The sequence below is a fragment of the Pseudomonas sp. ITEM 17296 genome, assembly GCF_028895205.1.
Lineage (GTDB): Bacteria > Pseudomonadota > Gammaproteobacteria > Pseudomonadales > Pseudomonadaceae > Aquipseudomonas > Aquipseudomonas kermanshahensis.
On record NZ_WJRS01000022.1, the window covers coordinates 59,972 to 85,325 of the forward strand.

General features: G+C 64.2%; 20 protein-coding genes. 9 read left to right on the top strand and 11 right to left on the bottom strand.

The window, feature by feature from the left end; all coding sequences use genetic code 11:
• Positions 1 to 17 precede the first annotated feature (17 nt).
• The 7 genes from GIB19_RS21270 (at position 18) to GIB19_RS21300 (ending at position 9,021) form a co-directional block, all read left to right on the top strand.
• Positions 18 to 791 carry an SDR family NAD(P)-dependent oxidoreductase gene (locus tag GIB19_RS21270; protein WP_274887884.1) on the top strand — a complete coding sequence of 258 codons (774 nt, stop codon included), beginning with the start codon at positions 18 to 20 and terminating at the stop codon, positions 789 to 791.
• A 12-nt stretch (positions 792 to 803) separates the two neighbouring features.
• Positions 804 to 2,393, top strand: a complete 1,590-nt coding sequence (prpR, locus tag GIB19_RS21275) for a propionate catabolism operon regulatory protein PrpR (protein ID WP_274887885.1) — start codon at positions 804 to 806, stop codon at positions 2,391 to 2,393.
• A gap of 83 nt (positions 2,394 to 2,476) precedes the next feature.
• Positions 2,477 to 3,982 carry a MocR-like pyridoxine biosynthesis transcription factor PdxR gene (gene pdxR, locus GIB19_RS21280; RefSeq protein WP_274887886.1) on the top strand — a complete coding sequence of 502 codons (1,506 nt, stop codon included), beginning with the start codon at positions 2,477 to 2,479 and terminating at the stop codon, positions 3,980 to 3,982.
• Between the two features lie 113 nt (positions 3,983 to 4,095).
• Positions 4,096 to 5,157, top strand: a complete 1,062-nt coding sequence (locus GIB19_RS21285) for a sugar phosphate isomerase/epimerase family protein (protein ID WP_274887887.1) — start codon at positions 4,096 to 4,098, stop codon at positions 5,155 to 5,157.
• A 33-nt stretch (positions 5,158 to 5,190) separates the two neighbouring features.
• The gene (locus tag GIB19_RS21290; protein ID WP_274887888.1) at positions 5,191 to 6,456 is read left to right on the top strand and encodes an MFS transporter; all 1,266 of its coding nucleotides are present in this window, start codon (positions 5,191 to 5,193) and stop codon (positions 6,454 to 6,456) included.
• Between the two features lie 127 nt (positions 6,457 to 6,583).
• The gene (locus GIB19_RS21295) at positions 6,584 to 8,437 is read left to right on the top strand and encodes an ABC transporter ATP-binding protein (RefSeq protein ID WP_274887889.1); all 1,854 of its coding nucleotides are present in this window, start codon (positions 6,584 to 6,586) and stop codon (positions 8,435 to 8,437) included.
• 119 nt (positions 8,438 to 8,556) lie between these two features.
• Positions 8,557 to 9,021 carry a MarR family winged helix-turn-helix transcriptional regulator gene (locus tag GIB19_RS21300; RefSeq protein WP_050580787.1) on the top strand — a complete coding sequence of 155 codons (465 nt, stop codon included), beginning with the start codon at positions 8,557 to 8,559 and terminating at the stop codon, positions 9,019 to 9,021.
• 18 nt (positions 9,022 to 9,039) lie between these two features.
• Here the strand turns inward: GIB19_RS21300 and GIB19_RS21305 are convergent, their stop codons facing one another.
• The 10 genes from GIB19_RS21305 to GIB19_RS21350 all read right to left on the bottom strand — a co-directional run bounded on the left by GIB19_RS21305 (position 9,040) and on the right by GIB19_RS21350 (position 20,801).
• Positions 9,040 to 9,306, bottom strand: a complete 267-nt coding sequence (locus GIB19_RS21305; protein ID WP_027596372.1) for a DUF3077 domain-containing protein — start codon at positions 9,304 to 9,306, stop codon at positions 9,040 to 9,042.
• A 221-nt stretch (positions 9,307 to 9,527) separates the two neighbouring features.
• Positions 9,528 to 9,773 (bottom strand): hypothetical protein, encoded by a 246-nt coding sequence (locus GIB19_RS21310; protein WP_099429651.1) that lies wholly within the window; start codon positions 9,771 to 9,773, stop codon positions 9,528 to 9,530.
• A gap of 473 nt (positions 9,774 to 10,246) precedes the next feature.
• Positions 10,247 to 11,995, bottom strand: a complete 1,749-nt coding sequence (locus tag GIB19_RS21315) for an acyl-CoA dehydrogenase family protein (protein ID WP_274887890.1) — start codon at positions 11,993 to 11,995, stop codon at positions 10,247 to 10,249.
• 13 nt (positions 11,996 to 12,008) lie between these two features.
• Positions 12,009 to 13,256, bottom strand: coding sequence for a thiolase family protein (locus tag GIB19_RS21320; RefSeq protein WP_274887891.1), 1,248 nt, complete (start codon positions 13,254 to 13,256; stop codon positions 12,009 to 12,011).
• Positions 13,253 to 15,112, bottom strand: coding sequence for a feruloyl-CoA synthase (locus GIB19_RS21325; RefSeq protein WP_274887892.1), 1,860 nt, complete (start codon positions 15,110 to 15,112; stop codon positions 13,253 to 13,255). The genes GIB19_RS21320 and GIB19_RS21325 overlap by 4 nt, the downstream gene beginning before the upstream one ends.
• Positions 15,113 to 15,192: 80 nt before the next feature.
• Positions 15,193 to 16,641: an aldehyde dehydrogenase gene (locus GIB19_RS21330; RefSeq protein ID WP_274887893.1), complete on the bottom strand. Its 1,449-nt coding sequence runs from the start codon at positions 16,639 to 16,641 to the stop codon at positions 15,193 to 15,195.
• A 47-nt stretch (positions 16,642 to 16,688) separates the two neighbouring features.
• A complete protein-coding gene (locus GIB19_RS21335; protein WP_033698578.1) occupies positions 16,689 to 17,519 on the bottom strand; it encodes a p-hydroxycinnamoyl CoA hydratase/lyase in 831 nt (276 codons plus the stop codon).
• An 89-nt stretch (positions 17,520 to 17,608) separates the two neighbouring features.
• The gene (locus GIB19_RS21340; protein ID WP_274887894.1) at positions 17,609 to 18,148 is read right to left on the bottom strand and encodes a DUF3237 domain-containing protein; all 540 of its coding nucleotides are present in this window, start codon (positions 18,146 to 18,148) and stop codon (positions 17,609 to 17,611) included.
• Positions 18,145 to 19,377 carry a 3-(3-hydroxy-phenyl)propionate transporter MhpT gene (gene mhpT, locus GIB19_RS21345; protein ID WP_027596362.1) on the bottom strand — a complete coding sequence of 411 codons (1,233 nt, stop codon included), beginning with the start codon at positions 19,375 to 19,377 and terminating at the stop codon, positions 18,145 to 18,147. Before mhpT ends, GIB19_RS21340 begins: the two co-directional genes overlap by 4 nt.
• A gap of 32 nt (positions 19,378 to 19,409) precedes the next feature.
• Positions 19,410 to 20,801, bottom strand: coding sequence for an alginate export family protein (locus GIB19_RS21350; protein WP_274887895.1), 1,392 nt, complete (start codon positions 20,799 to 20,801; stop codon positions 19,410 to 19,412).
• Positions 20,802 to 21,084: 283 nt separating this feature from the next.
• Between GIB19_RS21350 and GIB19_RS21355 the strand changes: the two genes are divergently transcribed.
• Together GIB19_RS21355 and GIB19_RS21360 are read left to right on the top strand one after the other, a co-directional pair.
• A complete protein-coding gene (locus GIB19_RS21355) occupies positions 21,085 to 22,749 on the top strand; it encodes an arylsulfatase (RefSeq protein ID WP_027596360.1) in 1,665 nt (554 codons plus the stop codon).
• Positions 22,746 to 23,783: a formylglycine-generating enzyme family protein gene (locus GIB19_RS21360; protein WP_274887896.1), complete on the top strand. Its 1,038-nt coding sequence runs from the start codon at positions 22,746 to 22,748 to the stop codon at positions 23,781 to 23,783. The genes GIB19_RS21355 and GIB19_RS21360 overlap by 4 nt, the downstream gene beginning before the upstream one ends.
• Positions 23,784 to 23,789: 6 nt before the next feature.
• Here GIB19_RS21360 and pdxR (GIB19_RS21365) read toward each other — a convergent pair whose 3' ends face one another.
• Positions 23,790 to 25,271 carry a MocR-like pyridoxine biosynthesis transcription factor PdxR gene (pdxR, locus tag GIB19_RS21365; protein ID WP_274887897.1) on the bottom strand — a complete coding sequence of 494 codons (1,482 nt, stop codon included), beginning with the start codon at positions 25,269 to 25,271 and terminating at the stop codon, positions 23,790 to 23,792.
• Between the last annotated feature and the right edge of the window lie 83 nt (positions 25,272 to 25,354).

Genomic DNA, 25,354 nt, shown 5'->3' on the forward strand with positions numbered 1-25,354 from the left:
ATGATGAGGAACGCTCCATGCTAGCAACCCCTTTTTCCCTGGCCGGCAAGACCGTTTTGGTAACCGGCGCCTCCAGCGGCCTGGGTGCCCACTTCGCACGCTTGGCCCAGGCCGCTGGCGCCCGTGTGGTGCTGGCGGCGCGGCGGGTCGAGCGCTTGCAGGCGCTGGTCGAGCAACTTGAAACCCAAGGCGGCGAAGCGTTGGCCGTGGCGCTCGACGTCACTCAACGCGACAGTGTCGAACAGGCCTTCGACCAGGCCGAGACCCGCTTCGGTGTGGTCGATGTGGTCATCAACAACGCCGGCATCGGCGACCCTGGGCGCTTTCTCGAACTGAGCGGGCAGGACTGGCAGCGCATGCTCTCGACCAACCTCGATGGCGTGTTCCATGTCGCCCAATGTGCTGGCCAGCGCCTGGTCAAGGCCGGCCGCGCGGGGAGCATCGTCAACATCGCCTCGATCCTGGGCCTGCGCGTAGGGGCCGGGCTGAGCCACTACTGCACGGCCAAGGCCGGTGTGGTGCAGTTGACCAAGGCCATGGCACTGGAGCTGGCCCGCTACCGGATCCGCATCAATGCCATCGCCCCCGGTTACTTCAAGACCGAGATGAACGAGGCCTACTTCGACAGCGAGGCCGGCCAGGGTTACATCAAAGACCACGTGCCGATGCGCCGCCTGGGCCAATTGAGCGAGCTCGACGGCCCCTTGCTGTTGCTGGCCAGTGACGCCGGTGCGTTCATGACCGGCAGCGTCCTCGCCGTGGATGGCGGGCACTTGGTCAACCCGTTGTAACAAGGAGCCTGCATGCCCACCGCCGCTTACCGGCCCCGCGTGGTCGCGCTGGTCACCCACTTGCGCTGCCCTGGAGCACCCAGCCCCATGGCCCGGCTGATCGAGCAGGTCAGCGCCGACTACCGGCAGCAGGCCCATGTCGAGGTGATTGAAACCACCCTCGGCAAGCTGCTGCCGCTGGCGCGCGAGCTGGAGAGGCGCCAGCAGGCCGACGTCATCCTGTGTTCCGGGGCCGCCGCCGACTACTTGCGCCAGCACTTGTCGACCTCGGTGCAGGCCCTGCACCTGGGCGAGCACGACCTGATCCGCGCCCTCGCCCTGGCCCACACGCGCACCCGGCGCGTCGGCGTGCTCAGCTTTGGCCAGCCCCACCCCGGGCTGGCGGCGATGCAAGCGTTGCTCAACCTCAAGGTGCACGAGCACACCTACACCCGCCTGGAACAGGCCCGGGCGCAGGTCGCGCAGCTGGTCGCAGACGGTGTCCAGGTCATCATCGGGTCGCCGACGGTGTGCCAGCTGGCCGACGCGGCCGGTGCCCAGGGCGTGCTGGCCCTGGACAGCGACAGCCTGCGCCATGCGTTCGACAACCTGCGCGTACAGCCCCGGCGCAGCCGCAAGCCGCCTGCCGCGCAGCCGTTCATGACGCGCTATCGTTTCGATCAGTTGCTGGGCGATGCCCCGGCGTTCCGCGCGACCGTGCAACTGGCGCAGCGCTACGCCGCGACCGACGCGACGGTACTGATCACCGGTGAAAGCGGCACGGGCAAGGAGTTGCTCGCACAAAGCCTGCACCACGCCAGCGCCCGCCAGCAGGGGCCGTTCGTGGCGATCAACTGCGCGGCCCTGCCGGAGTCGCTGCTCGAGAGCGAGCTGTTTGGCTTTGAAGACGGCGCGTTCACCGGCTCGCGCAAGGGGGGCAAACCCGGCCTGATCGAGCTGGCGCACGGTGGCACATTGTTCCTCGACGAAGTCGGCGACATGCCCGCGCCGCTGCAAACCCGTTTACTGCGTGTGTTGCAGGAGCGCGAGGTGCTGCGCCTGGGTGGCTGCGCGCCGACACCGGTGGACATACGCGTGATTGCCGCCACCCATTGCGACTTGCCAGCGCGCATCGCCAACGGGCAGTTTCGCGCCGACCTGTTCTACCGCCTGAACATCCTGCGCCTTGCCGTGCCGCCCCTGCGCGATCGGCTCCAAGACATCCTGCCCCTGTTCGAGGCGCTGCTCGCACGGCACGGCGCAACACCGCTCGCCACACCGCAGCTGCAACCGCTGCTGCCCCTGCTGCTGCGCCACCGCTGGCCGGGGAACATTCGCGAGCTCGACAACATCGCCGAGCGCGCCGCGCTGTGCGCCCAAGCCTTGGTGGGCGCCGATGGCATCGACCTGGCCACGCTCTTCCCGGAATTTTTCGAGCATGTGCAGCCCCCCGCACAGCCGCTGCCCGCTAGCGACAACCTGCGCAGCCTGGGCAAGGCCGCCGAGGCGGCGCACGCCCGGCGCATGCTCGACACCTGCGACGGCAACATGGACCAGGCTGCGCGTTGCCTGGGTGTCAGCCGCAGCACCCTGTGGCGGCGTTTGCGCGCATCCTGCGGATGACTTATCGCGAGGCGCCCGATACCCTTGGCCTCTGGTGGCCTGACGGTTTCGGGCCCAATCCTTTTTGCGCAGACGAGCATGTCATGAAAACCGCCGCAGGTTTGCTGCTGTCGGCCATCGAGCTGGACCGTGCCAGTGCCATCCCCCTGTACCGCCAGCTGTACCTGCAGATTCGCAAGCAGATACTCAATGGCAGGATCCAAGGTGGCGTGCGCCTGCCCTCGACCCGCACCTTGAGCAACGAGTTGGGGTTGTCGCGGATCACCATTCTCAATGCGTTCGATCAGCTGATTGCCGAGGGCTTCCTGGCCTCGCGCACCGGCGCCGGCACCTATGTCGGCACGGAATGGGAAAGCCGCGGCAGCGAGCCCGAGCAGCCCCAGCCGCCGCCGCGCCTGTCCGACCTGAGCCAGTCGATGCTGTCGCTGCGCAGCGATCATTTTCGCGGCGTCTCGTACACCGACTGGGACCCGGCCACCCCGACCTCGTTCCTGCCCAGCCACAGCACCTACGAAGCCTTCCCCCAGGCGATATGGCGGCGGCTGATGAACCAGCACCTGCTGAAGCCCACCAAGGCGATGCTGGGCTACGGTGAGCTGCAAGGTTTGCAGGCCTTGCGCAGCGCCATTGCCGAGTATGTGTTCGATGCCCGTGGCATCGACTGCGATGCCGGGCAGGTGGTGATCGTGTCTGGCGCGCAGCAAGCGTTCAACTTGCTGGGCATGTTGCTGCTCAACCCCCAAGACAGTGTATGGATGGAAGACCCGGGGCACATCGCCGCGCGCATTGCCTTGCAGGCGCAAGGGGCGCGGGTGACCGCGTTGCGTGTCGATGAACACGGGATCGACGTGGAGCAAGGCCTGCGCGAATGCCCTGAGGCCCGGTTGGTGTTCTGCACCCCCTCGCGCCAGCACCCATTAGGCGTCACCTTGAGTTACGCGCGGCGCCAGGCCTTGATCGACTGGGCCGCGCAACAACAAAGCTGGATCATCGAAGACGATTGCGACAGCGAGTTCCGCTACAGTGGCCGCCTGCTGCCCGCCCTGTATGCCCTGGACCAGATGGCCCGGGTGATCTATGTCGGCACCTTCAGCAAAGTGCTGTTTCCGTCACTCCGGCTGGGCTACGTGATCCTGCCACCGGCGCTGGTCGAACCCTTCTGCACCCTGCGTGCGGTCATGGACCGCAGCCCGCCCACGCTGCTGCAGGCCACCACCGCTGATTTCATGGCGCAAGGCCATTTCATTGGCCACATCCGCCGCATGCGCGCGTTGTACAAGGCACGCCAGCAGGCCTTGATCGCACAGCTCGAACAGCACATGGGCGGCTTCTTCACCCTCACCCCGGCCGATGCGGGCATGCACCTGATCGCCTGGCTGCCCCCTGAGCTCAACGATGCCGACATCGCCCGGCAACTGGCTGAGCACGGCATCCACACCTACCCCTTGAGCGACTACAGCATCCAGCATGCGCAACCGCCTGCGCTGCTGATCGGCTTTGCCGGCACGCCGGAAAACCAGGCCGCAGCACGCGTCCAGGCACTGGCCCAGGCCTTGCGCACACTGGAGTACCTGCCCGCAAACACCTGAGGCCAGGCAAGTGGTCCTATCGATTGGCGGATAATGGATCTATCGAACGTTCCTCACTGGCGCGATAAAGGTTGCGCCGGTAGACCCCGGCGTCTGAACCAGGAACGACGCTAATGAACAATAAGATCCAGGAACGTTTCAACGCCTTGCTGAGCCACAACGTGGTGGAACAGGCGCCAGCCCCCGTGCTGACGCAGGCACTGGCCCAGCGCTTGCTCGAACGCCTCGGGCAACTGCGCCTTTTTGCCCACGCCTACCCGCTGCTGACCAACCTCACCCACGGCCGGGTCACCCCCGCCGACCTGCTCGACTTCGCCTATCGCCATGAGTTGCAAGGCCTGAGCCTGCACGTGCTCGACGGCGAGCAGAACAGCCTGAGCCAGATGACACCCGCCCAGCTTCAGGCATTTGCCGACAAGGCCAAGGCGCTGGGGCTGGACGTGCATGTGGAAATCAGCAGCACGCTGAAGAAAGACGTCGACCAGGTGATCGCCATCGCCAAGGCCCTGGGGGTGCGCAACATCCGCGTCTACTCGCGTTACGAGGGCCCACTGTCGCGGGTCATGGACATCATCGAGAGCGACCTGCACTACCTGGCGCAGCAGGCCGACGCCCACGACCTGTACTTTGACTTCGAGCAACACGAAGAGCTCAAGAGCGACGAGATCGCCCAGTTGCTCAAGCGCCTCGACCACCCTCGCCTGCATGCCCTGTTCGACTTTGGCAACATGATCAATGCCTGCGAACAACCCCTGCAGGCCCTGCGCAACCTGGCGCCGCACATCCGCCAAAGCCACCTCAAGGGTGTGCGCATCGTGGCCGAACACAACGGCTTCGGCCATTACGGCGTGCTGCAAGGCAGCGCCGATGACGACCTGCCCAGTGCCCGCATGCTGTTCGAGCTACTGATGCTGGGCGACACCGCCCCGCAGGTGATCGCCTTCATCCTCGAGCAGGAAAACCACTACGTGGCCCCGGCCTTCCGCCAACAGCAAGAAGCGGCCGACCCCTTCATCGCGTATCGGGAAATGAGCGACACCCCCCTGCCGGCCGGCTTCACCCTGGAGCGCATGCTGGCTGACGAACACCGTTGGGCGAACAACCAGGTGGCCTACGTGCGCGGCCTGTTGAACGAGTTTCGCACCCTGGCCGAGCTGACCTTGGCCAACGCTTGAACCTGGCGACCCGACTACCTGCGGAGAACAACGATGACAGCCCAGAACAAAGCCAAATGGCTCCGATTCCTGATCCTCGTCCTTGGCGGCGGTACCGTCTACAAGCTGGCGAACCTCAAGGATGCCTTCTACGTCCCCATGCAGGAATTCATGGGCCTGAGCCACACTGAAATCGGCCTGCTACTTAGCGCCAACGCAATCATCGCCACCGCACTGTTCGTGGTCGGCGGCATGCTCGCCGACCGCTTCGAGACGCGCAGGCTGATCCCCCTGGGCCTGATCGGCACCGGCTGCCTGGGTGTGTACCTGGCCACCTTCCCGCCGTTCAGCAGCTTGCTGATCGTGTTCAGCCTGCTGGCCGTGTGTGCCGACTGCCTGTTCTGGCCATCGCTGCTCAAGGCCATCCGCAACCTGGGTAACGACCAGGAACAAGGGCGCCTGTTCGGCCTGCTCGAAGGCGGGCGCGGCGTGGTCGATACGCTGGTCGCGTTTGCCGCACTGGGGGTGTTCGTGGCCATGGGCTCGGGCGAAAGCGGCTTGAAGTCAGCGATCCTGTTCTACTCGGTCATCGACCTGCTGGCCGGCACCCTCACCTGGTTCCTGCTCAAGGGCGACAGCGCGCCGTCGCTGGCCAAGCCGAAAAATGGCCTGGCCAACCTGACGGAGGCGATCAAGGTGCCGGGTATCTGGCTGGTCAGCCTGAATGTGTTCATGGTCTACATCGTTTATTGCGGCCTGACCTACTTCATTCCCTACCTCAAGGAGATGTACGGCTTGCCCGTGGCGCTGGTGGGTGCCTATGGGATCATCAACCAGTACTTCCTGAAGATTCTGGGCGGGCCTGCCGGTGGGTTCATTGCCGACAAGCAGTTCAAAAGCACCAGCCGCTACCTGAAGTGGGCCTTTCTGGCACTGTTGCCGCTGATGGCGGTGATCATGCTGATTCCGAAAAGCCCGACCTTCATCTATGCCGGCATGGCCGCCACCCTGTCCTTTGCGTTGATCGTGTTCTCCATGCGCGGCGTGTTCTGGGCGCCGATGGGCGAAGTCGGTATTCCCCAGCACATCACCGGTTCCGCCTTCGGTATCGGCTGCCTGATCGGTTACGCGCCGGGCATGTTTGCCTACGTCATCTACGGTGCAATCCTCGACCACTTCCCCGGCCAGCAGGGGTACAACTGGGTCTTCACTTTGATGAGTATCCTGGCCGTTGCAGGGTTCATGGTGTCCAGCCTGCTGTACCGGGCCGTTAAAAAGAATGCCCTGGCTGCAGGCGGGATGAGTGCGGCGCAAGCGTGAAGCATGAACACCCTCGGCCAGCTTCGACGGTGGAGGCTGGCCTAGGTTTCCCCAGGGGTAAGGTTTGCATGTCGGTCTGGCGCCTGACGCCAGCACGGGGTACAACTGGACCTTTTAGGAGGCCACCATGCTCCGTGTGTTTGAACGACGGCTAGACCCCTTCCCACCCGACGAGGCCCCGCCGCCACCGGTGGGCCTGCTGCGTTTTCTGTGGGCCTGCACGCGCGGCGCGCGTGGCTATGTACTGGCGCTGGCGCTGCTCAGCGCCGGTGTGTCGATCTACGAAGCCTGGCTGTTTTCCTTTCTCGGCCAGGTCGTCGACCTGCTCTCGACCTGGCAAACGGGCGGCGCTGAAGCGGCTCAGGAAAGCCGCGTGCTTTGGGGCATTGGCATCGTACTGCTGACCAGCATCGGGCTGGTGGCGCTGCGCACGATGGTGCAGCACCAGGTACTGGCGATTAATTTGCCGCTGCGGTTGCGCTGGGACTTCCATCGACTGATGCTGCGGCAAAGCCTTTCTTTCTTTTCTGACGAGTTTTCCGGTCGCGTCACCACCAAGGTGATGCAGACCGCACTGGCCGTGCGCGAAGTGCTGTTCACCCTGATCGAAATCGCCCCCGGCATTGGCGTGTATTTCATCGCCATCATTGCGCTGGCGGGCGGTTTTGCCTTGAAGCTGATGCTGCCGTTCATTGCCTGGGTCGCGCTGTTTGGGCTGGCCTTGCTGTACTTCGTGCCGCGCCTGGGCAAAGTCGGCCAGGAACAGGCCCATGCGCGCTCATCAATGACCGGGCGCATCTCGGACGCCTACACCAACATCACCACCGTGAAGCTGTTTTCGCATTCCAAACGCGAAGCGCACTTTGCGCGGGCGGCGATGGAGGACTTCAAACAGACCGGTTTTCGCCAGATGCGCCTGGTCAGCCAGTTCGAAATCGTCAATCAGGCCTTGGTGGTCGGGTTGATCATCGGCGCTGGCGGCTATGCCCTGTGGTTGTGGCACCAAGGCGAAGTCGGCACCGGTGCGGTGGCAGCGATTACCGCCATGGCCTTGCGCATCAACGGCATGTCGCACTGGATCATGTGGCAGATGACCTCACTGTTCGAGAACATCGGCACCGTGCAGGACGGCATGGCCACCTTGACCCGTGGCCCCAAGGTGCAAGATGCGCCGAATGCCGGAGTGTTGGTGACGTCGGGCGGCGCGGTGAGCTTCGACAATGTCAGCTTCAACTACAACAGTGAGCGGCAGGTGCTCGATGGCCTGAGCCTGAACATTCGCGCCGGTGAGAAAGTCGGCCTGGTGGGGCGGTCCGGTGCGGGCAAGTCGACGCTGATCAACCTGCTGCTGCGCTTTTACGACGTGGACCACGGCGCCATTCGCATCGATGGGCAAAACATTGCCCAGGTGACCCAGGACAGCCTGCGCAGCGCCATCGGCATGGTCACGCAAGACACCTCCCTGCTGCACCGCTCGATTCGCGACAACATCGCCTACGGCCGCCCCGACGCGAGCGACGCGCAAATCCGCGAGGCCGCCGCCAATGCCCAGGCTGACGGGTTCATCAACCAGCTGAGCGACCGCCAAGGCCACAGCGGCTACGACACGCTGGTGGGTGAGCGCGGCATCAAGCTGTCCGGTGGCCAACGTCAGCGCATTGCCATCGCCCGGGTGATGCTCAAGAACGCCCCGATCCTGCTGCTCGACGAGGCGACCAGCGCACTGGACTCCGAGGTCGAAGTCGCTATCCAGGAAAGCCTCAATGAGATGATGCACGGCAAGACCGTCATCGCCATCGCCCATCGGCTGTCCACAATTGCTGCCATGGACCGGCTGATCGTGATGGATGAAGGGCGGATCATCGAACAAGGCACCCACGCCGAACTGCTGGCCCGCAACGGCACCTATGCACGGCTTTGGCAGCACCAGAGTGGCGGCTTCTTGGGTGAAGACCAAGGCGTAGCGGAGGCCATGGAGTGAGCCTGCGGGGTGGCAGCCGGTTGCGGCTGCCACCTGCCCTGCGCTGTTTGCATCGGGTCAGCATCGGTTATACTTCTTAATCATTTTTTACCCTTACCGTCGCTGACACACGAGATCGCATGAACACATCCCCTGCACTGCAACCGGGCGCCGACAGCAGCGAGGCCACTGCGCCGACCGACCTGAATGATCTGGTTGGCTACGCCTTGCGCCGCGTGCAGATGAAGGTGTTTCAGCACCTTGTCGAGTGCCTGACGCCCTACGACCTGCGGCCTGCACAGTTTTCTGCGTTGGCCATCATCGCGCAAAACCCAGGCCCTACGCAGGCCGAGCTGGCCAAGGCGTTGAACATCGAGCCGCCCCAAGTGGTGCCGCTGCTCAACAAGCTTGAAGAAGCGGGCCTGGCCCTGCGCGTGCGCAGCAAGGCAGACAAGCGCTCTTATGGCCTGTACCTGAGCAAAGCGGGTGAGAAGCTGCTGAAAACGCTGTATGGGGTAGCTGAAGAGAGTGACCGTGCCGCTACGGCCAATCTGGATGATGACGAGCGGCGGCAGTTGCTTGCCCTGCTGCGCAAGGTCTACTAGGCCCTGTACGCCTGCGCCTTAACGCATCCCCAATTCGGCATCATCCATCAGCGCCTTGGCCAAGGCGCTTAAATAATGTGAGGCCCAGATCAGCTGCGGGTTGTCGTCCATTACGCCGGCGATGGTCAGGTCTCGCACAACGCCCATCAGTTCTGAGGCTTGCTCACGGGCGTCTTGGCAAGGGATACCGGGCTCGATGCAGAACAGCGGCTGGGTCTTTTTTTCGCCTTGATAGAACTTGGTCTTGCCGACCGTGGTTGGGGCTTTTGCAATGTCCGTGGTCATTGTTCACTCTCTTCGAAGTTTTACAGCCGGGCCTCTTCGCAGTGCAAGCCCACTCCCCCGCCGGTCCAGCGCGTTTCAGTGTAGGAGCAGCCTTGTGCTGCGAAGAGGCCGGTGGCAGCGCTGAAGATTCCCGGTTTGGTCACCGGCCTCTTCGCAGCACAAGGCTGCTCCTACACTGGAATGCGTAAGCCGCGAGGATCAAACAACGCGTTAGCTGTGGCTTAGTGCTGGGTCCGTGGCTGATGCGCCGGCATCTGCACCTGGATCAACGCCGATTCAAGCAGCACACGCAGTGCCTCCAGCTCATGCATCGTCGCCATCATCAAGATCGACACGGGTGATTTGGGCTGTAGGAGAATGGCCTGATTTGCCACGGACTGTGCGCACAAGGCGTAGTCCGCTGCCTGGATGAGGGTGTCTTCTAGGGAATGGTGGTTGTGGGGTGGATCGGGGACAAGTTTTAACATGATGATTCTTCCATTAACGATGCTGCCACCTGCCTGCTGTCAAACAGTAGGGTGGCAGCTGTACGTGGGTTGACAGACCGGCGGAAAAATCGCAAAAGTTCCGGCGCACGCAAGCGTGCCCGCACGTACAGCCGCCATAGAGGCTGACCGCATGCAATTTTTAACCGTCACAGCCTGTCAAAGCTGTGTCGTTGATGTGCAACGACAGGCCGAGACTAGAGCGCTGCCTGAACAGCCGCAACGGAAAAAAGGCGGCAGGAGTATGTTTGGGAAATGCCCTACAAGGAAGGGGTTAAATCTGATTTCCTCTCTCCGAAGTTTCACAGCTGGGCCTCTTCGCAGCGGTCATGCGCGGTCTGGGTAGGAGCAGCCTTGTGCTGCGAAGAGGCCGGTAGCAGCCCTGAAGATTCCCGGTTTGGTCACGGGCCTCTTCGCAGCACAAGGCTGCTCCTACACCGAAATGCGTATGCCTCTTACAGGTCATCCACAAATGGCAACGGCAGTTCGGCTGCTTGCAGGCACTGCAACCGGTACTCAAAACGCAACCACAGGTGGTCAAAGAAGTACGCCGCCGTTTGGCGTTTGCGCCGGTGGAACGGTTGCTCCACTTGCATCAACGCCAAGCGTGCCGCCCGGGCCCAGGCATGGCCGAGCAACACCATCGCTAACGCTTGCAGGAAGTCACCCGCTGCCCGGTAGGCATACTCCCTGTCATCATGCCGCACAAGCCCACGCACCCAAGCGCGTAATCCTTCACTGGCGACGTGCAACTGCTGCGCCCAACGCCTGCCTTCGGCGTCACTTGCCAAGCCCGCATCTTCCAGCACGTGGTCGAGCAGCGCTTCCAGCGCCTCGCCACGGTCGCCCAACACCTTGCGCACGAGCAGGTCGTTGGCCTGAATCTCGTTGGTGCCCTCGTAAATCATGGCCACGCGGCTGTCGCGCACGGTCTGCTCGATGCCCGATTCGGTGACGTAGCCGTAGCCGCCAAACACCTGCAACGCGTCACTGGCCAGCTGAAACCCTTGTTCGGTGAAAAAGGCTTTGACCACGGGCGTGAGCAAGCCGATGCGGGCCTCCAGGGTGTGACGGGCCGCCCCTTGCGACTGCTCGGCAAGGTCGAGCAGATGGGCACTCCAATAGCCGATGGCGCGCATGCCTTCGGTCAGCGCCCGAGACTGCCACAACACCTGACGCACGGCCGGGTGGAAGGCCACCGGGTCCGCTGCGGCAGCTTGAGCACCTTCAGGGCGCACCACCGCACGCATTTGCACACGCGCCTGTGCATAGGCCATGGCACGCTGCCCGGCGCTTTCGGCGTGGGCCAAGCCCTGCAGCCCGACGTAGGTACGGGCACTGTTCATCATCACGAACAACGCAGCCAAGCCGCAATGGGGCTCGCCGATGAGCCAGCCTTGAGCCTGGTCGAAGCTGAGGCTGCAAGTGGCGCTGGCGTGAATGCCCATCTTGTGTTCGATGCCGGTGCAATGAACGCCGTTGGGCTGGCCGTGCTCAGTCAACTTGGGGACCAGGAACAACGACAGCCCGCGGCTGCCCGCAGGCGCATCGGGCAGCCGGGCCAGCACCAGGTGCACGATATTGTCAGTGAGGTCGTGCTCGCCCCCCGAAATGAACACTTTGTTGCCCGTCAGCCGATAAGCCCCCGCTTCAGCCACCCGCGCCTGCGTGCGTAGCAGCCCCACATCGCTGCCTGCCTGGGGTTCGGTCAGGCACATGGTGGGTAGGCATTCACCGTTGACGATCTTGCCCAGCCAGGCCTGGCGCAGCTCGGCAGAGCCAAACGTGCGCAGGCACTCGTAGGCGCCATGGGCGATGCCGCTGTACATGGCCCAGCCATGGTTACAGGCGTAGATCACTTCGTGCAGCGCAGCCCCGAGCAGCAGCGGCAGGCCCTGGCCGCCGTCCTCCACTGCGCAGGTCAACCCTGGCCAGCCGCCCTCCACGTAACGCTGGTAGGCCTGGCGGAAACCTTTCGGGGTGGTCACTTTGCCGGCGTGAAAGCTACAGCCTTCGCGGTCTCCACTCATGTTCAACGGCAGCAACTGGTGTTCTGCAAAGCGCGCGCCCTCCTCCAACAGTTGGTGAGCCAGCGCGCTGTCGACGCCGGCGAATCGCTCGGATTCAGCCCAGGCCGCAGGCGCTTGCAGCCAGTGATCGATCACGAAACGGATGTCTTGCAGCGGAGCACGATAGGTAGACACGTGAACCTCCTTTTCAGGTCTTGGCCAGTGGGTTTTCCAACAGCAAGGCCATGCCCTGGCCACCGCCGACGCAGGCCGATACCACGCCATAGCGCTGGCCACTGGCGCGCAATTGCCGCGCAACGCTGATCACCAGGCGCAGGCCGGTTGCGGCCAGCGGGTGGCCAATGGCGATAGCGCCGCCACAGGCATTCAGCCGCTCCGGCGCGATGCCCAGCGATTGCTGCACCGCTACAATCTGCGCGCCCTGGGCTTCGTTGATTTCAAAGCAGGCGATGGCGTCCAGCGCCAGGCCTGCACGCTCCAGCAGCAAACGGATGGCCGGCACCGGGCCCAGCCCCATCACCTCAGGCGCCACGCCCACCACACTGCTGGCCCGCAACCAGGCCATCGGCATGCGCCCAGCCAGCTGGTCTGCCGAACACATCAGCACCGCCGCTGCGCCATCCACCACCGCACAGCTATTGCCCGCGGTTTGCACCCCCTGCGGGTAAATTGTGGGGAGTTGCTGCAAACGCTCGAACGCGGTCGCGCGCGGGTGGCTGTCTTCGGAGACGGCTTCAACGCCACGCGGCAGGCGAATGCCGCGTGGCTGCAAGCCGGGCGCTTCGAACACTTCATTGCCAACACTGAGGCACTCGTCGGCAAACCACCCTCGCGCCCGCGCAGCCATGGCCCGCGCGAAGCTCTGGGCCGCCCAGGCGTCTACGGCAGCCCGGGGGATGTGACAGTGCCGGGCGATGTTCTCAGCGGTCTGGATCATGCTGATGCCAACAGCGGGGTCGAACAGGGCTTCCCAGAGAAAGTCTTTGAAGCCGACTTCGCCGCCCAAGCGAAAACCGCCACGGTGGGTGTAGGCCACGATCGGATTGCGCGACATCGACTCGGCCGCCACACACAACACCGTGCCCGCCTCCCCCGCCTGGATTTGCTCACCCGCCTGGCGCAGCAGTTCAAAACCGGTCGCACAGATGCGTTGCACCATCAGCGCCGGCACCGCCTGGTCGACGCCACAGTACAGCCCGATATGCCGGGGCAGCATGTAGGCGTCGAAGTCAGCCTGGGCCATGGAGCCAGCCAGTACGCTGTCGACGTCGCGCCCCTCCAGCCCAGCGCGCTGCAACACTGCGCGGCCGGCCTTGATGCCCAGGTCGGTCGGCGAGACCAACCCGAATGCGCCATTGAGATCGACCCACGGCGTGCGGATACCATCGAGCAACGCGGTCGCCGCAAACGCGCGGAATTGCCCCCGCGCCGTCATGGCGCGTCTACACGTAACGGCCCCTGCCCGGCGTACAGGCTGTCGATCAGGCCCTGGCGCAGTTGCAGAACTGCACGCTGGTTGATCGAGCCTTTGTCGGTGATCTCGCCGCGGTCGATGGACGGCGCTTCGTCGGCCAGGCCCGCGAACTGGATAAAGCTGGCGTTGCCCGTGGCGCCTCGGTTGAGGCTGGCCAACAGGCTCGACAGCCAGTCCCGCACGGCAGGCGATGCCAGCACCTGGGCATCACTGGCCTGGTCGCCAAGCCCGGCCAACTGCCGGCACTCTGGCAACCGCGGGAAGATCAGCAAGCCCAGGCACTCGCGGTCCGGGCCCAGTACCACGACGTCCAGCACATACGGGGCACCCTGCAGGATCACCTGGGTGCGCATGGGCCCGACGCTGACGAACACCCCGGAGGACAACTTGAAGTCCTCGGCAATACGCCCGTCGAACATCAGCCCAAGCTGCGGGTTGTCGGGGTCGCACAGGCGCACGGCATCACCGCTGCGGTAGAACCCTTCGTCGTCGAACGCCGCTTCGGTTTGCTGGGATGAGCGCCAGTACCCCGGCATCACATGCGGCCCGCGAAACCTCGCTTCGAGTTTGCCGTCCACCGGCACCAGCTTGACCTCGCAGCCCGGGGCCGGCAGGCCAATGTAGCCGGCGACCGACAGCGGCCCCGTGGTGAACGTGCACGACGGCGAGGTCTCGGTCATGCCCAGCCCCGCCATCATGCGGATGCGTTCGCCGCAGTGGGCCACGGCCACCGCGTCAAGCCGGTCCCAGATGGCCTGTGACAACCCGGCGCCGGCAAAAAAGAACAGCTTCATGCGTTGGAAAAAGCGTTCGCACAGGCTGCTGTCCTGCTCCAGGGCCTTGACCAGTTCTTCCCAGCCCTTGGGCACGGTCAGGTACGCCGTGGGGGAAATGTCCTTGAGGTTGTGCAGCGTCTGGGCAAAGCCTTGCGGCGTCGGCTTGCCATCGTCGATATACAGCGTGCCGCCGTTGTACAGCACGATGCCGACATTGTGGCTGCCGCCAAAGGTGTGGTTCCACGGCAGCCAGTCGACCAGCACCGGTGGCACTTCGGCGAATTCCGGAAAGGTCTGCAACAGCATCTGCTGGTTGGCGCAGAGCATGCCCTGGGTGGTGACTACAGCCTTGGGCAGCTTGGTGGAGCCGGACGTGAACAGGAACTTGGCCAGGCTTTGTGGGCGCAACGCGGCAAACGCTTGGTCGGCGCAAGGGTGTGCGGCGGTGGCCAGCACCTCGGCGAACGGCGTGCTCGCCCGGCCTGGCAGTTCGCCCTGGCCCAGCACCAGTGTCACCGAGGGCTCGAACACCGCATCGATGGCTCTGCCATAGGCAGCGTCGGCCGCGAACACCAGGCCCGGTTGCAGGGTCTGGACGATATGGCGCAGCTTGCCAAAATCCTGGGACAGCAGTGAATAGGCCGGCGATACCGGGCAATACGGGATGCCGGCATACAGTGCGGCCGAGGCCAGTTGCACATGCTCAAGGTCGTTGCCAGAGAGGATCACCAGCGGGCGTTCGGCGCTCAGGCCTTGATCCAGCAACCAGGTGGCGATGCATCGAACACGCTGCAACATGGCAGCGTAAGTAATGTGCTGCCACTCGCCATCGGCACCACGGCGGGCGACGAACGTTTGCTCGCCACGCTGTTCGGCCCAATGCAGCAAGCGCTCCATCAGCCGTGCCGGGTAAGCAGCAAGGGGTTCCACAGGGTCCAGGTAGAGGATGTCGCCTTGCTGGCGCACCTGTACCTGAGGCTGCCCGATCTTGACGGCGCGCATGGGCGCACGCTGGGCAACGGAGAGGGTTTCGCAAACCATGAAGGCTACCTCTGCCTTAGTGCGCCCGAGGGCCGAGAGGCCCCCTGGTGCATTCGCTATTGTTGTTGTGAGTGCGTGGGTTAGATCGGGTAGTGCCGGGCGCCTTGCTGCACGGTGACCCAGCGCAGCTGGGTAAAGGCGTCGATCGCCGCCGTGCTGCCGAAGCTGCCGTAACCACTGGCCTTGACCCCGCCAAAAGGCATCTGCGCCTCGTCATGCACGGTCGGGCCATTGATATGGCAAATGCCCGACTCCAGGCGCTGGGCAAGGGCCAGGGCGCGCTGGGTGTCACGGCTGAAAATCGCCGCGCTCAGGCCAAACTCAGAGTCGTTGGCCAGGGCCAGCAGCGCTTCGTCACCGCTGGCGCGTAGCACCACCGCGACGGGGCCGAACGACTCTTCGCGGTACAGCTTCATGTCGGCGTTGACCTGATCGAGCAGCACCGGCTGCATAACGCTGCCCGTGCGCTCACCGCCCGCCACCAGGGTCGCGCCCTTGCTGACGGCGTCATCAACCAGCGCCTGTATGCGCTCACCGGCCCCGGCATCGATCAATGAACCCAGCGGCGCATCGGTTTGTGCAGGGTCCGCTGCGCGCAAGCTGCGGACTTTTTCACCGAGCTTGGCGACAAACGCATCGGCCACGGCCTGGTCGACGATCAGCCGCTCGGTGGACATGCAGATCTGGCCCTGGTTGAAGTAGGCGCCAAACGCTGCGGCATCGACCGCGGCATCCAGGTCGGCATCGGCCAGCACCAGGAACGGCGCCTTGCCGCCCAGTTCGAGCACCGCGGGTTTCAAGTGACGCGCCGCCAATTGCCCAACGATGCGCCCTACATGGGTAGACCCGGTGAAGTTCACCCGGCGCACCGCCGGGTGCGCGATCAGCCGCTTGACCACCGCCGGCGCATCGTGCGGGGCGTTGCTGATCACGTTGACCACGCCATCCCCCAAACCGGCCGCCTGCAACACCTGGCCGATCAGGCCATGTACCGCTGGGCTGGCTTCGGAGGCCTTGAGGACTACGGTGTTACCGCACGCCAAGGGCATGGCGATGGCGCGTGTGGCCAGAATCACCGGTGCATTCCACGGTGCGATGCCCAGCACCACGCCGCAAGGTTGACGCAGGGCCATGGCAAAGCTGCCGGGCACGTCGGAGGGGATGACGCTGCCCTGGATCTGGGTAGTCATCGACGCCGCTTCGCGCAGGATGTTGGCCGCCAGCATCACGTTGAAGCCGTACCAATTGGCCTTCGCCCCCGTTTCCCCTGCCATGGCCAGGAATTCGTCACGCCGGGCGTCCAGCGCATCGGCCGCCTTCAGCAAGCGCGCGCGGCGCTCGCCTGGCCCCAGCGCAGCCCACGCGGGGAACGCCGCCTGGGCCGCTTCGACCGCCGCATCGGCGTCGGCCAGGGTGGCCGCAGCCACCACCGACACCACCTCGCCGCTGACCGGATGGCGACGCTCGAACGTGCCGCCGTCGCTGGCCGCACGGGCCTTACCGCCAATTAACAATGGCACCTCGAACATCGGGCATTCCTCTTTTCTGATTATTCGGGAATGAACGCCAAGATCACTCAGCGCTTGTAGGCTTGCAGGCCAGGCTTGATGCTCTTGTCGTCAAGGAACTGCTTCAAGCCTTGCGCACGCCCGTGCTCCGGGTCACGCAGTTGCGCCTGGTCGAGCTTGGCGTACAGGTAGTCTTCGTTCTGCTCCCAGGTCAACTCGCGGCAGCGCTTGAAGCCGTTTTTGGCGGCGCGCAGCACCACCGGGTTTTTGTCCAGCAGGTCCTGGGCCAGCAGTACCACTTCATCGCGCAGTTGCGCCAACGGCACGCTTTTGTTGACCAGGCCCATTTGCGCGGCTTTCTGCCCGTCGAAGGTCTTGCCGGTCATGATGTAGTACAGCGATTCACGGTGGCCCACGGTGTCGGCCATGGCTTTGCTGACCAGGTTGCCCGGTGGGATGCCCCAGTTGATTTCAGACAGGCCGAAGGTGGCCTCATCGGCGCAGATGGCCAAGTCGCAAGCGACCAGCGGGCTGAAACCGCCGCCGAAGCACCAGCCGTTGACCATGGCGATGGTTGGCTTGCTGTAGAAGCGCAGCAGCTTCCACTGCCATTCCGAGGCATCGCGGCGGATGCGCTCTTGAAGAATCTCCGGGCCGGCGTCCACCTCACGGAAGTACTCCTTGAGGTCCATGCCCGCGGTCCAGGCGCTGCCTTCGCCGGTCAATACCAGCACACGGGCGTCGGCGTCCTGCTCGACGGTTTCCAGCACATCGCGCATTTCACGGTTGAGCGTAGGGCTCATGGCATTGCGCTTTTCAGGACGGTTGAAGCTGACCCAGGCGATGCCTTGCTCGACGGTGACTTTCACGGTCTGCCAGCGGTTGTCGTATTGGCCCATCACACACCTCTTGTACTGATTGTTCGTTGTGGTTGGCCGAACATTAGCTCGGCCATTTAGTTAAGTCAATTAACCATTAATATAATTATCTATTTAACTTCGAAAGCGTCGTAGACGACGGCATTGCCCAGGCGCATGGCACTGCCGACGCCCACCGTGCGGTTGAGCCAGGCGTACTGAGGGGCCGAGGTTTCAAAGTGCATCGTGATGCGGAACTGGTACAGGCTGGGGTCGACATCCTCGCCGGCGGCGACTTTTTTCATCACCTCGGGCGGGCCGAAGCGATAGCCCTCGGTACGCAGGTAGATCAACGCGCCGTCGTCGGTCTGCAGCAGGTAACGGGTGTCGATGATGGCGACGCCCTCGGGGGTGACCACCTGCCAGTCCGCGCCGTTGTTGAGGATGGTGCCCTTGAGCCGGGGGCCCTCGAAACGCCCACCCGTGATGGGGATGATTCGCCGTTTGCCTTGTCCGCTGGTGGCGCCCAATTCCCAGATCGGTGCCACCAGGTCAACGCTGAAGCGCGCCAGCGGCTCGAGCTTGAGCGGCGGCGGTTCATAGCTCGCGGCCTGGGCCAGTGCGGCGCAGCTGCTCAAGCACAGGGCGATAAGCCCTTTACGCAGGCTCATGGCGCCACCCCTTGCGAAGCCGCAGCCTCGGTGTGCGGTGCACGCCGCCCCAGCAGCGCCATCGCCGCCACAGCCGCTACCACCAGGCCCGGCGAGGCCGCCAGCAACAAGCCCCCTACCCCGGCGCCAGCGGCGAGAATCTGCCCTGCCGCCAAGGGCCCGGCCATCGACCCCAGCCGGCCCACGGCCACCGACGCGCCCACCCCCGTGGCACGCACGTGTGTCGGGTACAGCGTGGGGGCCAGTGCATACAGCACCAACTGGCCGCCGATGGCGCAATAGCCGGCGGTAAAACCGGCCAACAGGATCAAACCGAAGGTGGTGGACAGGCCCAGGCCCGCCAGGGAGGCGAGCATGCCGGCGTAGGCGATCAACACCGCACGCCCAGCGTGCCCACGGTCCATCATGCGCCCGGTCAAAAATGACCCCGCTGCGCCGCCCAGGTTGAACAGGATTTGCACCGCGCCGGCCTGCGGCCGCGAATAGCCCTGGCCGATCAGCAACGAGGGCAGCCAGTTCAGCAGCATGTACAGCACGGTCAGGGTGAAGAAGCATGCCAGCCACAGCAACAGCGTGCGGCTCGCCCGGCCGGGGCCGAACAGTTGCGCTGCCAGCCCGTTCTGCGTGCCGCTGGCGGCGGCCTGGGCGCGAAACGCTTGGGACTCCGGCAGCCAGACCATCAGCACGAAGGCAATCGCAATGGGCGCAAAACCGCCCACGTAGAACACCGTGCGCCAGCCCTCGCCCAGGCCCGCCATGCCAATCACCGAAGCGATGGCGCCACCCAGCGGCACGCCGCAGTAAGTCAGGCTGACCGCCGTGCTGCGCAGGCGCTCGTGGGCGGCTTCACTGGCCATGGCGATAAGGATCGGCAGCGCCGCGCCCAGCCCCAGCCCGGTCATCAGCCGCGCCACCAGCAGCGATGGGTAGTCCCAGGCATGCGCGGTGGCCAACGAGAACCCCCCGAACAGCAACACGGCCAGGATCAGGATGCGTTTACGCCCCATGCGGTCCGCCAGCCAGCCGCCGACGAAGGCGCCCGGCAACAGGCCGAGCAAGCCGGCACTGAACACCCAACCCAGCATGGCGGGGGTCAAGGCGAATTCCTTGGCCATGTGGGGCGCGGCAATGCCGGTGGCTTGCAGGTCGAGCCCTTCGAGCAGCGCGACGAGAAAACACAGGCCGATCGTCAGTACCGGCCGGTGCGATTGTGCGATTGAACCACTCATGTGCAGCCCTCTTGTTGTTATGCGAATAGGAGTCAGAGCCTGAAGGTCGCACGTACCGACACCAGCGAGGCGTCGTCGCCCCCGGCATCGCGGATGGCAGCGCCTATGTCGTAGTACTTCAGGTCCAGGTCGAGCGTCAGGTTAGGCGTCGCCAACCAGCGGGTGTTGACGCGGTAGATGGTGCCCACGTGTCGGCCGGTGTCGCGGGTGTTGGCGAGGATGCTCATGCCAGGCATGTATACGCCGTCGTGGGTGTTCTGCTTCCACACCTCGAAGATACCGGGTTCGAAACGCAGGGTGCGCCAGGGTGAAAAACCAAAGGTCGGGCCAATGACGATGATGTTGCTCAAGGTGGTCAGGCTGGCCTCGCCGTACACGCCGTTGCGCGGGTACAACGGGTCGAAGGTACCGACTTTGCCATCGCCCAGGTCGCCGTCACCGCTGGCCGCATCCAGGCGCATGGCCAGGCGTGGGGCCCAGGGGTGGTTGAAGGTGTAGCCGGTGTCGCTGGACACCGCCCAGGCACGAATGGAGGCGTTGCCCAAGTGCCCGCTTTGGCCGGCCAAGTCCCAACTCCAGTCCAGGGCCTGGTAGCGGCCGAACAGGCGGGTGCCGAATGTGTAGCGTTGTTCATCACCGGTTTCACCCGCCAGGGCGCGGTCGTCGGTTTCCAGGCCAAAGGCGAACAAGTCGATGTTCCAGGCCTGGGTCAACGGCAGGGTGCCGTACAGGCCATAAAACTTGACTCCATTATTGCTGCCGTCATCCCAGCTGTCCTCGCCGGTCTTCACCGGCCGTACCGCAAAGGCATCGAGCTTACGCCCGTCCTTGAGGTTGAGGCTGGCGCGCAGGCCGTCGAAGGTCTGGCGGATGTTGGGGGAGTCGCGGTAGGTGACGAACACCTGGTTGCCGAACGCCATCTCCTGGCGGCCGACACGGGCCGTGTAGCGCCCGCCGTCAATGTCATGGTTCAGGTCAATAAAGGCCTGGCGCACTTCGTTGCGGCTTTCGTCGTTCGGTGAGTACAGGTCCTTGCCGAACGCGCGGGTGTTCTCGACTTGCACAAAGGCACGCAGCGCATCGTCGAACAGGTGCAGGTCGGCGTGGGCTTGCAGGCGCTGCATCAGGTAGGAATCGTCTTTGATCCCGCGCAGGCCGAAGAAGGGTTTGTCCAGTGAATCGGCGCGATAGCGCGCTTCCGCGCCCAGTTGCAGCCATGCGCTTTCGGACAGGCGATGGTAACGCAGGCCATCGAAAGGATCGCGGGCTTTACCTGGGTCATCCAGAAAGTGGTAATCCTCGACCCAGCGCGGCGCGCCAGGCCGCCCTGGGCGGCTGTCTTCCAGGGGGCTCGCCGCTTGTGAAAGCTGGGCGATTGATAACAGCGCCAGGGACAGACATGCCCCCGTCAGCGGCTTCGTCATCAGAATATCCTTTCTTGTTGTTGTGAAAATGGATAACTCTATTAACGATTATTTTGTTTAACGATGATGACGTCAATAGCCGTCAGCGCTTATCGCATACAACGGGGCGCGATCACTGTTCGCTGATCGAACAGTTTTTAAACCCGCTATTTAGGCGGTTTGCCTGAATGAGCCCGGAAAGAAGCGTTTCAGCCAGGGTCGTCGCCGGTCTTCATTCCTTGACAAGATAATTAAATAAAAAAATCATGTAGTGCACCCAACCCACAATAATAAAGAGAAACCCATGATCCCCTCCAAGCCCTTGCTCGCTTTCAGCCTGCTGCTGCTCGGCGCCAGCCAAGCGTTCGCCGCGCCAACCGTTAAACAACCCAACATTTTGCTCGTGGTCGCGGATGACCTGGGGTTTTCCGACCTGTCTGCGCTGGGCAGCGAGATCGCGACCCCGCACCTGGACAAGCTGCTGGCCGACGGGCGCCTGATGCTCGACTTCCATGCCTCACCCAGCTGCTCGCCCACCCGCGCCATGCTGATGTCCGGCAACGACCCGCACCTGTCCGGGGTCGGCATGATGGCCGAGTCGCGTGGGCGCCTGCCGGCGGGCAGCGAGGTGCAACCGGGGTATGAAGGGGTGCTGGGCGCCAATGTGGCCACGCTCGCCGAGTTGTTGCGCGATGCCGGTTATCGCACCTACATTGCCGGCAAGTGGCACCTGGGCATGACGCCCGCGCAGCAGCCGCAAAACCGCGGCTTCGACCAGGCGTACGTGTTGCTCGAAGGCGGCGCGGCGCACTTCAAGCAAACCAACATGGGCCTGCTGCCCAACTACAGCTGGAGCTTCCGCCACAACGGCGAGCCGGTGGAACTGCCCAACGACTTCTACTCGACCCGCTGGTTCACTGACCGCCTGATCGACGTCATCGACCAGGGCAAGGCAAGCCAAAAGCCCTTCTTCGCCTTCGCCGCCTACACCGCACCGCACTGGCCGCTGCAAGCGCCCGACGCGTACCTGGCGCAGTACCGTGGCCGCTATGACCAAGGCTACGAACAGATCGCGCGCGAGCGGCTGCAGCGCCAGCGCAAGGCCGGGCTGGTGCCTGCGGACTTCCCGATGGAGCCACAACTCGAAGGTGTGCCCAGCTGGGCGTCGCTGACCCCGGAGCAACGGCAACAGTCAGCACGCACCATGGAGGTGTATGCCGCGATGGTGGCGGCACTGGACGCCGAGGTGGGCCGCCTGGTGGACCACCTGCGTGAAACCGGCGAGCTGGACAACACCCTGGTGTTGTTCATGTCTGACAATGGCCCGGAAAACGCCAACCGCGTCGACCCGGAATGGATCAAACGCAATTTCGATAACCGCCTGGACAACTACGGCCGGCCTGATTCGTTCCTGATGATCGGCTCGGCATGGGCCCAGGTCAGCGCCCTGCCCAGCCGCCGCTACAAGATGACCACCTACCAGGGTGGCATCCGCGTACCGGCCTTCGTCCACTACCCTGCCACGATAAAACCCGGGCGCAGCGAAGAACTGGCCAGCGTGCGCGACATCATGCCGACCTTGCTGCAACTGGCCGGTGCTTCACTGCCTGGCATCAAGTACCGCGACCGTGACATCGTGCCACCGCAAGGCACCTCGGCCCTGGCTTACCTTGAAGGCCGGGACACGCAGATCCACCCCCGCGACGAGGCCATGGGCTGGGAAATCAACGGGAACGCCTCACTGCGCAAAGGCAACCTCAAACTGCTGTTCGACACCACCGACGCAGCACCGGCGTGGCGCTTGTTCGACTTGAGCAAGGACCCAGGCGAGCACCATGACCTGGGCGCACAACAGCCCCAGCAGGTGGCCGAACTGCTGCGCGACTGGAAAAGCTACGCCCAGCGCAACAACATCGTTATCACGACCGAGGGCCGGCCTGTTTCCCCCGCGCTGGTCAGCAAACCATGACACCCCGGCTGCTCGGGGGCGCGGCACTCGCCCTCGGCGTGCTTGCCGCCGCCTATGCGGCATGGCCCGCAGCCCCTGCACCGGCGCTGCTGTGCAGCGGTTACAGCGGTGTGCCCGCGCCCCGCGAGGGGCCGTGGCGCGACGGCATGGTGCGGCTGCCCGGTGGCACCTTCAGCTTCGGCTCAAGCCGCTTTTACAGTGAAGAAGGCCCGCCGCACCCGGCCAAGGTTTCGGCCTTCTGGATCGACGTGCACCCGGTCACCAATGCCCAGTTCGCCCGCTTCGTGCAGGCCACCGGTTACGTGACCCAGGCTGAACAGGGCATCGACGCGCAAGCGGCCCCCGACCTGCCCGGCACGCTGCGGGTGCCAGGGGCGATGGTGTTCAAACAGGGTGGCGAGGTATTACGGCCGGGCTGGCAGTTCGTTGCCGGGGCGAGCTGGCGCCACCCCCTGGGGCCCGATAGCCATTGGCGTGAGCGGGCAAACCACCCGGTCGTGCAAGTGACCCTGCGCGATGCCCAGGCTTACGCCCAATGGGCCGGCCGCACACTGCCCACCGAGGCCCAGCTGGAATACGCCATGCGCGGTGGCCTGCAGGATGCGGATTTCAGTTGGGGCGCTACCGAGCAGCCCACAGGCAAACCCATGGCCAATACCTGGCAGGGCCAGTTCCCCTATCACAATCAAGCGCTCGATGGCTTCACGGGCACATCCCCGGTGGGCTGCTTCGTGGCCAATGGCTTTGGCGTGTTCGACGCGGGGGGCAACGTCTGGGAGTTGACCCGCAGCGGCTATCGCCCTGGGCATGATCAGGCCCGCGATGCCACACTCGACCCACAAGGCCCGGCGCTGGACGACAGCTACGACCCTGCCCAACCCGGCACACCAGTGGCGGTGATCAAAGGCGGGTCACACCTGTGCTCGGCGGACGCGTGCATGCGCTATCGGCCTTCCGCACGGCAACCGCAGACGGTGTACCTGGCGACGTCTCATGTCGGGTTTCGGACGGTGCGGCAAGCAGAGGGCGAGTGAAGCTGCCTATAGCGTTGCAGCCTGCGCCAGCCGCTGGGTGGCAAGGCGGATTTCATCCACATCCAACGAGGCAAACCCCAGCCGCAAGGCGTTCTCGCGGTGGCCAAACGGTGAAAACTGGCCGCCGCCACGCACCACCAGGTCCAGCCCCAGCGCGTTGGCCGCCAACTGGTCGACGTCGAGGGTGTCGGCAAACTTCACCCAAAGCGCCAACCCGCCTTCCGGCTCCTGCACCGCTATCTGCTCGCCAAAGGCATCGCGCAGGCAACTCAACAGGGTTTCCCGTCGCCGCCGATACTCCGTGGACACCCGGCGCAGGTGCTTTTTCAGTTCGCCGTCATTGATCAGGTCGGCCAACATCCGTTGCATCACCGCATCGCCCTGCCCCAGGGTCAGCACCGCTGTGCGCTCAAGCACCTCGATCACATTCGGTGGCGCCACGATAAAGCTGCAACGGAAGGTACTGCCCAACGACTTGGACAACGAGCCGATGTAGATCACGTGGCGTTGCGAACGGTCGCTGGCCAGCGGCAGATAAGGGCGCCCGGCAAAGTGGTACTCATGGTCGTAGTCTTCTTCGATCACGCAAAAATCATGCAGCCGCGCCAACTCCAGCAGTTGCTGCCGGCGTGCCGCATGCAGGCTGACCGTGGTAGGGAACTGGTGATGAGGGGTGAGGTACATCATGCGCACGTCGTGCACCCGGCACAGCGCGTCGATCTGATCGACCCGGCAGCCTTCCTCGTCCAGGTCAACGGTGACCAACCGCGCGCCTAGCTGGCGGAAAATCTCCCACGCCGGCGGGTAGCTCAGGCGCTCGACCAGCACCACGTCACCCGGCTTGAGCAAAGCGCTTGCCGTGAGGTACAGCGACATCTGCACGCCTTGGGTCAGGCAAATATGCTCGGCCCCCACATTAAGGCTGCGGTTGTGGCGCAGCATGTCGGCCAATGCACTGCGCAGGTACTGGCTGCTGCTTTCGCAGCCATGGCGCACGGTGTTGGTGGTGAAACTGTTGCGCAAGGCCTTGCGGTAATACCGATGCAGCACGGCCTGGGGCAACAGGCGGTGGTCACAGGCGCCGTTATCGAAAAACAGCGCGCCAGGCCGATGTTGCAGCGCCGTCACCTGCTCGCTGTTGGTGAAGTAGGGAACGGCAGGCGCCTCGTGCAGCGCCAGGGCAAATGACGGCGGCGTGCTGTGGGCGGCCAGCGTGCCGGCAGCGAGCCGGGTGCTGACGAAGGTGCCCCGGCGTTGCACGCTCTCCAGCCAGCCTTTGGTAACCGCCTCTTCGTAAGCGAGGATCACCGTCTTGCGGTTGACATCAAGCAGTTGCGCCATTTCCCGCGTGCCGGGCAACAGCGTGCCGGGGCGCAGGCGGCCCTCGACGATCGCGGTCACCAGGCCCTCGACGATCTTTCTGTACGAAGCCTGCGGCTGAGCCCCGTCGAGCTTGAGCAACGGCCGCCATTTGCGAAGCTGGACCATGTGAATTATCCAGAACTGGAGGTTCTTATGGTCCTAGTCTAACGCAACAATCAGGCCTTTCTCGCCCCCAATTCAGCCCTGAG

Coding starts and splice junctions, on each gene's coding strand:
- GIB19_RS21305 (WP_027596372.1), bottom strand. CDS start 9,306: ATGACCACGGACATTGCAAAAGCCCCAACCACGGTCGGCAAGACCAAG.
- GIB19_RS21290 (WP_274887888.1), top strand. CDS start 5,191: ATGACAGCCCAGAACAAAGCCAAATGGCTCCGATTCCTGATCCTCGTC.
- mhpT (WP_027596362.1), bottom strand. CDS start 19,377: ATGAGTGGTTCAATCGCACAATCGCACCGGCCGGTACTGACGATCGGC.
- GIB19_RS21295 (WP_274887889.1), top strand. CDS start 6,584: ATGCTCCGTGTGTTTGAACGACGGCTAGACCCCTTCCCACCCGACGAG.
- pdxR (WP_274887886.1), top strand. CDS start 2,477: ATGAAAACCGCCGCAGGTTTGCTGCTGTCGGCCATCGAGCTGGACCGT.
- GIB19_RS21300 (WP_050580787.1), top strand. CDS start 8,557: ATGAACACATCCCCTGCACTGCAACCGGGCGCCGACAGCAGCGAGGCC.
- prpR (WP_274887885.1), top strand. CDS start 804: ATGCCCACCGCCGCTTACCGGCCCCGCGTGGTCGCGCTGGTCACCCAC.
- GIB19_RS21330 (WP_274887893.1), bottom strand. CDS start 16,641: ATGTTCGAGGTGCCATTGTTAATTGGCGGTAAGGCCCGTGCGGCCAGC.
- GIB19_RS21350 (WP_274887895.1), bottom strand. CDS start 20,801: ATGACGAAGCCGCTGACGGGGGCATGTCTGTCCCTGGCGCTGTTATCA.
- GIB19_RS21360 (WP_274887896.1), top strand. CDS start 22,746: ATGACACCCCGGCTGCTCGGGGGCGCGGCACTCGCCCTCGGCGTGCTT.
- GIB19_RS21270 (WP_274887884.1), top strand. CDS start 18: ATGCTAGCAACCCCTTTTTCCCTGGCCGGCAAGACCGTTTTGGTAACC.
- GIB19_RS21335 (WP_033698578.1), bottom strand. CDS start 17,519: ATGGGCCAATACGACAACCGCTGGCAGACCGTGAAAGTCACCGTCGAG.
- GIB19_RS21320 (WP_274887891.1), bottom strand. CDS start 13,256: ATGACGGCGCGGGGGCAATTCCGCGCGTTTGCGGCGACCGCGTTGCTC.
- GIB19_RS21310 (WP_099429651.1), bottom strand. CDS start 9,773: ATGTTAAAACTTGTCCCCGATCCACCCCACAACCACCATTCCCTAGAA.
- GIB19_RS21285 (WP_274887887.1), top strand. CDS start 4,096: ATGAACAATAAGATCCAGGAACGTTTCAACGCCTTGCTGAGCCACAAC.
- GIB19_RS21355 (WP_027596360.1), top strand. CDS start 21,085: ATGATCCCCTCCAAGCCCTTGCTCGCTTTCAGCCTGCTGCTGCTCGGC.
- pdxR (WP_274887897.1), bottom strand. CDS start 25,271: ATGGTCCAGCTTCGCAAATGGCGGCCGTTGCTCAAGCTCGACGGGGCT.
- GIB19_RS21325 (WP_274887892.1), bottom strand. CDS start 15,112: ATGGTTTGCGAAACCCTCTCCGTTGCCCAGCGTGCGCCCATGCGCGCC.
- GIB19_RS21340 (WP_274887894.1), bottom strand. CDS start 18,148: ATGAGCCTGCGTAAAGGGCTTATCGCCCTGTGCTTGAGCAGCTGCGCC.